Source organism: Dactylosporangium sp. NPDC049525 (assembly GCF_040676755.1).
Classification (GTDB): domain Bacteria; phylum Actinomycetota; class Actinomycetes; order Mycobacteriales; family Micromonosporaceae; genus Dactylosporangium.
This window is the reverse complement of sequence record NZ_JBFAPO010000053.1, coordinates 72642-81709: the sequence shown is the minus strand read 5'-3', so window position 1 is coordinate 81709 and position 9068 is coordinate 72642. Positions and strand designations below refer to the sequence as shown.

General features: G+C 70.6%; 6 protein-coding genes. 2 read left to right on the top strand and 4 right to left on the bottom strand.

The window, feature by feature from the left end; all coding sequences use genetic code 11:
* Together AB0K00_RS45000 and AB0K00_RS44995 are read left to right on the top strand one after the other, a co-directional pair.
* On the top strand, window positions 1–205 hold a 205-nt coding region (locus AB0K00_RS45000; protein ID WP_363534957.1), incomplete at its 5' end, for a hypothetical protein.
* Window positions 206–218: 13 nt separating this feature from the next.
* Window positions 219–917 (top strand): hypothetical protein, encoded by a 699-nt coding sequence (locus AB0K00_RS44995; protein WP_363534954.1) that lies wholly within the window; start codon window positions 219–221, stop codon window positions 915–917.
* 34 nt (window positions 918–951) lie between these two features.
* Here AB0K00_RS44995 and AB0K00_RS44990 read toward each other — a convergent pair whose 3' ends face one another.
* From AB0K00_RS44990 to AB0K00_RS44975, 4 genes are read right to left on the bottom strand one after another with little or no spacing between them, the layout of a single operon-like run.
* Window positions 952–2508 carry a protein kinase gene (locus AB0K00_RS44990; protein ID WP_363534951.1) on the bottom strand — a complete coding sequence of 519 codons (1557 nt, stop codon included), beginning with the start codon at window positions 2506–2508 and terminating at the stop codon, window positions 952–954.
* A 60-nt stretch (window positions 2509–2568) separates the two neighbouring features.
* Window positions 2569–5742 (bottom strand): type I restriction endonuclease, encoded by a 3174-nt coding sequence (locus AB0K00_RS44985; protein ID WP_363534949.1) that lies wholly within the window; start codon window positions 5740–5742, stop codon window positions 2569–2571.
* Window positions 5743–5747: 5 nt separating this feature from the next.
* Complete coding sequence (locus tag AB0K00_RS44980) at window positions 5748–6998, bottom strand: hypothetical protein (protein WP_363534946.1); 1251 nt, start codon at window positions 6996–6998, stop codon at window positions 5748–5750.
* On the bottom strand, window positions 6995–9019 hold the full coding sequence (locus AB0K00_RS44975; RefSeq protein WP_363534943.1) for a class I SAM-dependent DNA methyltransferase: 2025 nt from the start codon (window positions 9017–9019) through the stop codon (window positions 6995–6997). Before AB0K00_RS44975 ends, AB0K00_RS44980 begins: the two co-directional genes overlap by 4 nt.
* Between the last annotated feature and the right edge of the window lie 49 nt (window positions 9020–9068).

Here is a 9068-nt window from a genome sequence, read left to right as displayed (position 1 = left end):
CGCCGACGGGGCCGCCCCCGCGGTGCCGAGCGGGCGGGTGCTGCGCGGTGGCGGCGGGCGACGCCCCCGGCGCCGGGACTGGCGCGACGACGCCCTCGCCGCCGAGGCAGCCGGGGACCTGAAGCGGGCCGCCGAGATCCACCAGTCGCACCACGACCTGATCAGGGCCGCGCACCTGTACGAGCGCGCCGCCCGCGAACAGTAAAGGAACCCGCCGCATGCTGGAGCTCGACCTGCCCGACCTCGCCGCCGTGCCGCTGCCGCTCGTCGACGACGACACCGTCGTCCGCGGCCCCGACGACGTGCCACCGGAGCCGCCGCGCCGGCTGTTCCTCGGCGGCCCTCTCGCGGTGCCGCTGACCGCGGCGACCGTCGGCGAGGACCGGGACCTGCGGGCGTTCGTCGAGCAGGACGGCGAGCAGCACCGCTACCATCTGGTGCACCTCGCCTTCACGGCGACGGCGGGCCCGGACGAGCCGCCGCTGCAGTCGGCCGAGCTGCACCTGCGCCTGTCCAACGACGCCGGCGTGGCACCCGCGGTCGCCTGGTCGATGGCGCCGGAGCGGGTCGTGGATCCGGCGCAGCTGACGACGAAGTACGCGCTCGGCCCGAAGCTCGGCCTGCTCGGCGTCGACGCCACCCTCGGATCGGTCGAGCGCACCACGGCCAGCCCGTCCTCGCAGGTGTTCCTCGAGGCGCTGCGGCTGCTGCGGTCCGACCCGGCCTGGCGGTTCCAGCGCACGCCCGGCCTGGCCATCGACGGGAGCTGGCGGCTCGTGCTCGTGGTGCGGGCGCCGCGCGGCGTCACCACGCACCTGTCGGTCACGGCACGGGCCACCGTGCGGCGGGGCCGGCTGTTCGGCTTCCGCACACCCGACCTGCCGGAGGCCGGCCTGGCCGCCACGTCGTTCGAATGATCACGCCGGCGGGCGTCCCGCCCGCCGGTGAGCCTCAGCCGCCGGCGAGCCGGTGGCGGGCCAGGACGTTCGCGACCTCTTCGAGGTCCTCGTGGTCGGGGTCGACCAGGTTGAGATCGTCGTGGAGCTGCTGGAGTTCGGTCAGCGCCTCGGCGGTCCTGCCTTCGGACAGCAGCAGCATGCCGATGGTGCGGCGCAGGTCGATGGCGGTGGGGCTGACGTCGCCGCCGGTCAGGCGGGCCTGGTCGAGCACCTGCCGGAACTGGTGCAGGGCGGTCGTGGCCTGGCCGAGTCCCGCCCGGCAGTAGGCGGCCTGTCGCAGGCACTGCAGGGCGTCGGTGCTCGCCGGGCCGGCGGTCCGGGTGTACGCGTCGGTGAGGGCGTCGAACTCGGGCAGTGCCCGCCGGAAGTCGCCGCTCAGCACGAGGACGGCGGCCCGGCGTTCGCGGAGCCTCAGCACGCGGGGGCTTTCCGGGCCGAGCGCGGCGGCGGCCGGGGTGATCACGTCCTGCAGGACCTCCGCGGCCTGGGCGAAGCGCTCCTCGGCCAGCAGCGCGTCGGACCGCGCCACCGCCGCCTTGATCGCGTCCCGCACGCCGGTGGCGAGGACCGCGGCCGGTTGGGTCGCGGGGACGGGCGGCGGCGTGGCGGCGACCGGGCGGGGGCGTGGCGCGTTCGGCCGGCGGTACAGCAGGGTGGGGTCCGGCATCCCGCTCGGGCCCTGCTCGGCCGCCGGGGGAGTGGACCCGGGCGGGGGCAGGAACGGCAGCAGCCGCTCGTAGACGTCGTAGGCGTCCGCCGGGCGCTGCTCCGGCACCTTGGCCAGCAGGTCGAGCACCAGCTGCGCCAGTGCCTCGGGCACGTCCGGGCGCAGCCGGCGCACCGGCCGCGGTGCCTCGTAGACGTGCTGCTGCATCAGCTGGAACTCGTTGGCGCCGTCGAACACGGACCGTCCGCACAGCAGCTCGTGCAGCACGCAGCCGAGGGCGTAGAGGTCGCTGTGCGGGGTGATCTGGACGCCCTGGATCTGCTCGGGTGACATGTACCGGCTGGTGCCGACCGGGTTGCCGGTCACGGTGAGGCGGGTGACGTCGGTGCGCAGGATCGCGGCGATGCCGAAGTCGAGGAGCTTGACCTCGCCGGTTGCGGACACCAGGACGTTGCCGGGCTTCAGGTCGCGGTGCACGACCGGGACGGCGTGCGCGTGGGACAGCACGGTGCTGACCTGCGCCGCGATCGCCGCGGCCCAGGTGATCGGCAGCGGCCGCCGCGGGTCGACGAACTCGCGCAGGGACGTGCCGTGGACGAGCTCCATCACCAGGTACACCTGGTCGTAGGAGCGGTCCAGGACCGCGTCGTAGACCTGCGGCACGCCGTGGTGCCGGATCCGGGCGGTCACCCTGGCCTCGCGGCGGAAGCGCCTGGCGAACTCCTCCGCCTGCTCCTGGGAGGAGATGACGTCGGTGCGGATGAGCTTGACGGCGACCTCACGGTCGAGGACGCCGTCGTAGCCGCGCCACACCTGCCCCATGCCGCCCGTGTCGAGCTGCTCGACGAGCTCGTACCGGCCGGCGATCGGCTCTGCCCGCACTGGTTCCCGCTTTCATCGGGGGAGGGGTATGTCAGGTGGTCGATGCTCGTGCCGGGACGGTCAGGGCGTGTCGTCGACGACGCCCTCCTGCCGGCGGATCATCTGCCAGGCGGCGCTGCGGGCACTGCGGTTGAGGGAGCTGCGGAAGTCCGGCTCCGGGCCGAAGTACTGCCGGCCGATGTCGGCGATGGTGTCGAAGTGGTCCATCATCTTGTCCTCGAAGATCGGGATGAAGACGTGGCCGAACGCCTCTTCGTCGTTGGCGACCGCGGCGAGGCGCGCCCTGGGTTCGGCCATCGCCTCGGTGAAGGGTTTGATGACGTCCTGCTCGGTGAACGCGGTGCCGTACTTCTCGTTGAACTGCTCGATCAGCTCGGACAGCAGCGACTTGGCCGCGTCCTTGGCGCCGCTGGTGCCGTCGCCGAAGCCCTTCAGCATGACCGGTCCCTCGGGGACCAGGCTCACGTCGTGGTCGCCGGTGTGCGTCACCCGCAGGTGGGTGAGGTCGACGTCGCCGATGTCGACGCCGCCGTCCCGGCGGCGCGGCAGCCGGTTGAGCAGGTGCCGGCCGTAGAGGTACAGCCGTTCCAGCTCCGCGTCGGTGTAGGGCACGACCTGGGACAGGAAGCCGTACTTGCGCACGTAGTCGTTGAGGTCCGCGCGGAACGCCTCGGCGGTCTGCTGGTCCTCCTCGTCGTCGCTGTCCAGCAGCGCGCCGAAGCGGGCGACGGCCGGACCCATGTGCCGGTACAGCTCCGCGTGCAGCTTCTCCCACTTCGCCGTGTTGCCGGCGGCGAGTTCCTCGGCGGCCAGGTACGCCTCCACGAACGCCTGCATCTCCGCCTCGACCAGCAGCGGCGGCGACATCACCCTGCCCTGCGCGGTGTACAGCAGGTTCGGATCCGACGGCATGGTCGCCGCCTCCTCGAAGAACTCCCGGAACGAGTCCTTCACGTCCTCGGCGTCGTTCACGAAGTCCAGCACGGCGAGGTCGGCCTGGCTCTTGCGTTCCGCGGTCCGATTCAACCGTGACAGCGTCTGCACGGCCGAGATGCCGGTGAGCTTCTTGTTGACGTACATGGTGGTGAGCAGCGGCTGGTCGAACCCGGTCTGGTACTTCTCCGCCACCACGAGGATGCGGAACTCGCGCTGGCCGGTGCCGCCGGAGCGCGACAACTTGTCGTCGGCCCGGGTGTAGGCGAACGCCTTCGGCAGCGCGGTCTCCGGCAGCCCGCCGTTCTCCTGCGACTCGGTCGTGTCGTCGCCGTCGTAGGTGAGCGTGCCGGAGAACGCCACGAGCACGCCGAGGTCTTTGTAGCCGCGGTCGTCGACGTACCGCTTGATCGAACGGGACATCTGCACGGCGCTGTGCCGCGACGCGGTGACCACCATCGCCTTCGCCCGGCCGCCGAGCCGCCCGGCGGTGTGCGCCTGGAAGTGCTCGACGATGATCTGCGCGTGCTGCGCGACCGTCGAGTCGTGGGTCAGCGCGTAGCGGGCGAGCAGCGAGTTCGCCTTCTTCGGGTCGACCTCCCGCTCGTCCGGGTTCTCGTTGACCAGCTTCCAGTACGTGCCGTACGTGACGTAGTTGCGCAGCGGGTCGAGGATGAAGCCCTCCTCGATCGCCTGGCGCATCGAGTACGTGTGGAACGGCCGGTACACCCCGGTGTCGTCGGGCGTGCCGAACAGCTCGAGGGTCTTCGCCTTGGGGGTCGCGGTGAACGCGAAGTAGGACAGGTTCGCCGCCCGCCGGCGTTTGGCCGCGTTCGCCGCCAGCTTCGCCTCGGTGCCCGCCGCCACGCTGGTCGCGCCGGCCTCGTCGGCGTCCGCGTCCAGGCCGAGGTCGCGCAGCACCGCCCGCACCGCGGTGGCCGCGTCACCGGACTGCGACGAGTGCGCCTCATCCACGACGATCGCGAACCGGCGGCCCTGGATCTCCGTCGGCTCCCGCTTGAGGTACTCCACCAGCGCCGGGAACGTGTGCAGCGTGACCGTGACGATCTTCCCCGTCTCCTGGGAGAGCGCCTTCGCCAGCTGCTCCGACTTCGCGCCGAGCTTCTCGTCGATCTTCACCACGAGCCCGGCGGTCTGCTCGAAGCTGCCGACCGTCTCCCGCAGCTGCGCGTCAAGGTTGCGCCGGTCGGTGATGATGACGACCTTGTCGAACACCGGGGTGCCCGGCCGCAGGCCGGCCAGCACCGCGTCCGGGTCGAGCCCGGCGGGGTCGCCGGCGGTGTGCAGCGACGACAGGCGGTGGCCGAGCCACGCGATCGTGTTCGACTTGCCCGAACCCGCGGACGCCATCACCAGGTAGTTGTGGCCCGCGCCGTGCCGCGCGATGTGCGCGACCAGCCGCTGCACCACGTGCCACTGGTGGTAGCGGGGGAAGACCGTCGTGCGGCGGCTGCGCCCGTCGGCGCTCTTCTCCTTGTGCAGGTGCACGAAGCGCTCCAGCAGCTCCAGCCAGTTGTCGCGCTGCCACACCTCTTCCCAGAGGTACGAGGTCGGGTAGGTGCCGAACGCGGTGGCCGGTGGGTTGCCCTTGCCGCCGGGCTTGCCGGGTCCTTCGGAGCCGGTGTTGAACGGCAGGAAGCGGGTTTTCGCACCCCGCAGCTGCGTCGTGACGAACACCAGATCCGGGTCGACCGCGAAGTTGGCCACCACCCGGTGCGCGAACAGCAGCTCCGTCGGGTCACGGTCGGTGCGGTACTGGTGTTTCGCGTGCTCGACGCCCTGCCCGGTGAGCGGGTTCTTCAGCTCGGCGGTCGCAACCGGGATGCCGTTGACGAACAGCGTCAGGTCGAGGCGGTTGCCCTTGTCGGCCTGCTTGGTGGCGTACTCCAGCTCCTTGACCACCGTCAGCCGGTTGCGCCGGTAGTCGGCGAGGATGGCGTCGGACTCGACGAAGGACGGCTTGAAGTACGCGACCCGGATCCGCACGCCGTGGTCCTTGACGCCCTTGCGCAGGACGTCGAGGACACCATCGTTCGTGATCGCCTGCGCCAGCCGCTTGGCGAACCCCTGCCGCGCGGCGCCCGGGTCGCCGCCGTAGTAGCCGGTCAGCTCCGACCACTCGGCGGCCTGGGTGTCCTCGACGAACGCGAACAACTGCCGCGGGTCCAGGCCGAGGGCGGCGTCGTAGTCGGCGTTGTCGCCGAGCTCCCATCCGCCGTCGTCGCGGAGGGAGGCGACGATGGCGTCGCCGAACACGGACTCGTGATGGATGGGGCTCATGGCGCTCAGTCCTCGATTCCTCGGCCGCTCGCGGTGGACACGTCGAGCTGACCGGTGACGGCGGCGGCGATGAGCGCCTGGCGCCGCTCGCTGAGCAACGCCTGCTGCCTGCCGAGCTGGGTGATCAGCCGGTGCTGCCGGGCGCTGCCCGCGTCCAGCCCCGCCACCAGCCTGTCCTGGGTGGCCCGGTCGGGGAACGGGAAGCGGTGCGCCCGCAGCTGCTCGCTCGTCAGGTGCGCGATGGTGGTGGTGTTGCCCTCCACCGCGAAGACGTTGAGCGCGGTGGCGGCCCGCATGCAGTAGAACAACCAGCGGGGCGAGCTGTAGCCGCGCGGCCGGGCCCGGTGCAGCGCCTTCTGGTAGTAGATCTCCCCGACCGCGCCGTCCCAGATCGCTGCCCGTCCCGGCTCGCCGCCCTCGCAGATCATGAGGTCGCCGGGCAGGACCCGGTAGCGGACCTGCTCGCCGGGTGGGAAGTCCATCTCCAGCAGGTCGTCGGTGAGGATCCGGTCCCACTGCACGTTCGTGTTCCGCAGATACGGTCGCAGGCTGCTGCCGTGCGCCCGTTCCTGGTTGAGCATCTTGCCGAGCAGTACCTCGAACTGGTGCCCGACCGCCATGACCGGCCAGCTCCGCGGGACGCTGCCGAGCCAGGCGATGCCGGAGTCGCGGCGTTCGGCCGGCTCGTCGAGCCCGACGACGGCTTCGAACACGGCGGTGAGGTGCCGTTCGTCGAGCAGCTGACGCTGTCGCTCGCGCCTGGCGTGCAGCTCGTCGATGCGGGCGGTCTCGGCGCCGAGGAAACCGGCGATGTGGCGCTGCTCCTCCCGCGGCGGCAGCTGGACCGCGATGTCGGCGAGGTCGTCCCAGTACAGGCGCCACTGCGCGGGGCGGATGCCCTTGGACCGCAGCAGGAACTGGCTGATCAGCGGCCGGGATCGCAGCAGGAAGTGCAGGTAGCCGGCATGCACCGCCGAGCTGACCGCGCACACCAGGTAGTCGGGGCTGACGATGCCGTGATGCTGCGAGACCGCCAGGGACCCCTGCCACGCCTTCATCTTGTTGACGACCAGGTCGCCGGGCCGGACCACCTGATACCGCGACAGGTCCACGGGGGTCTTGTTGAAGTTGTCGTCCCGCGACGACTTCGGGATCACGCCGTAGTCGCGGTAGACGGACAGCACCTGCAGGTCCGGCCGTCCGACCTCGTCGCGGGGCCGCAGCAGATACCTGAGCCGAACCGAGGCCGTGGTCACTGTCCGGTCACCTCACCGAGCATGGCCTGGATCTCCGCCTCCAGCGTCTTGAGCTCGGCGTCGATCTCCGCCAGCCGGCGGGGCGGCTGGTACACGTAGAAGTGGCGGGTGAAAGGGATCTCGTAGCCGATCCTGGTCTTCTCCGGGTCGATGCGGGAGTCCGGTGCGTACGGCAGCACCTCGCGCCGCAGGTATTCGTGGACGTCCTCACCGAGCGGCACGTTCTCGTAGTCGCGCAGCTCGGGGTCCGGTTCGATGACGTCGCCCTTCAGCTGCGGCTCGCCGTCGGCGTCGCGCACGCCGATGACGTCGCGCAGCGCCGCCAGGAACGGCTGCTTCGGCGTCCAGGTCAGGTTCGCGGCGCGCACCGCGTCCCGCAGCCCGGCGAACGCCGCCTCCTTCGTCGCCCATTGCGTGCCGGCCAGGGGTTTGACGGCGTCGGCGAACTCGTCGACGTCGACGTGCTTCGCCAGCGTCTTCGACGCCCGGACGGCGGCGAGGGTCTCCTCGGTGACCTCGAACCGCAGCCTCAGCGGGCGTTCGACGGTGATGCGCTGGTAGCCGAAGTCCTCGCCGCGGAAGATCTTCACATTGCCGTGCGCCGGGCGGTCGGTGTCGGCGGCGACGTCCAGTGCCGCCGCGTACCGCTGGGTGATCTCCGCGATGTGCTCGGCGGTGAGGTATTTGCGCTTGTCACCGAGCGACTTGCGCATCTTCGCGAAGGACTCGCGGGCGTCGAGCAGGATCACCTTGCCGCGGTGGCCTTTGGCCTTGCGGTTGGTGAGGATCCAGAAGTACGTCGAGATGCCGGTGTTGTAGAAGAGCTGGTCGGGCAGCGCGACGATGCCCTCCAGCCAGTCGTTCTCCAGGATCCACTGCCGGATCCGCGACTCGCCGGACTCGGCCGCGCCGCTGAACAGGGGCGAGCCGTTGAAGACGATCGCGACGCGGCTGCCGCCCTTGCCGTCGGCGCCGACCGGTTTCATCTTCGACAGCATGTGCTGCAGGAACAGCAGGGAGCCGTCGTTGACCCGGGGGAGGCCGGCACCGAAGCGGCCGCTGTCGCCCAGCGTCTCGTATTCGTGCTCGACCGCGTCCTTCACCTTCTTCCACTCCACGCCGAACGGCGGGTTGGCGAGGATGTAGTCGAAGCGGCCGTGCTGGTGGCCGTCGTCGCTGAAGGAGTTGCCGAACTTGATGTTGTCCGCGTTCTGGCCTTTGATCATCATGTCGGAACGGCAGATCGCCCAGGACTCGGGGTTCAGCTCCTGGCCGTAGACCTCGACCGTCGCGTCCGGGTTGAGCCTGGTGATGTGCTCCTCGGCGGCGCTCAGCATGCCTCCGGTGCCGCACGCCGGGTCCAGGACGCTGCGGAAGACGCCCGGCACGCTCAGCGCGTCGTCGTCGGGGGCGATGAGGAGGTTGACCATCAGCTCGATGACCTCGCGCGGGGTGAAGTGCTCACCGGCGGTCTCGTTGGACTGCTCCGCGAAGCGGCGGATCAGCTCCTCGAAGACGTACCCCATCTGGTGGTTGGACACGACGTCGACCCGCTTGCCGGCGGCGTCGAGCGTGAACGGGCGCAGGTCGAGGTCCGCGAACCGCCCGACCACGCGGTAGAGCAGGCCCGCCGCGTCGAGGCGCTTGATCTGCTGGGCGAAGTCGTACTTCTCCAGGATCTCCTGCGCGTTGTCGGAGAACCCGCCGATGTAGGCGTTCAGGTGCTTCGCCGCCTGGCTCGGGTCGTTGGTGACGGTCTTGAGCGTGTACCCGCTGATGTTGTAGAAGCTGTGCCCGGACGCCTTGCGGAGGAACTTCTGCAGGTCGATGTCCTGCCCGCGGAGCCGCTCGTACGTCTCGCAGACCTTGGCCCTGGTCGGCTCCAGGACGCACTCCAGGCGGCGCAGCACCGTGAACGGCAGGATGACCTTGCCGTAGTCGGACTGCTTGTAGTCGCCGCGCAGCAGGTCGGCGACCGACCAGGCGTGATTGGCCAAGGTCGTGTGCGTGCTGGTGTTCAACAGGTTCCTTCCACTGGCCCGCCCGACAGGGACGGATTCGGACGGGGGT

Excerpts from the sequence above, each read along its gene's own strand:
- AB0K00_RS44995 (WP_363534954.1), top strand. The coding sequence starts at position 219 with ATGCTGGAGCTCGACCTGCCCGACCTCGCCGCCGTGCCGCTGCCGCTC.
- AB0K00_RS44985 (WP_363534949.1), bottom strand. The coding sequence starts at position 5,742 with ATGAGCCCCATCCATCACGAGTCCGTGTTCGGCGACGCCATCGTCGCC.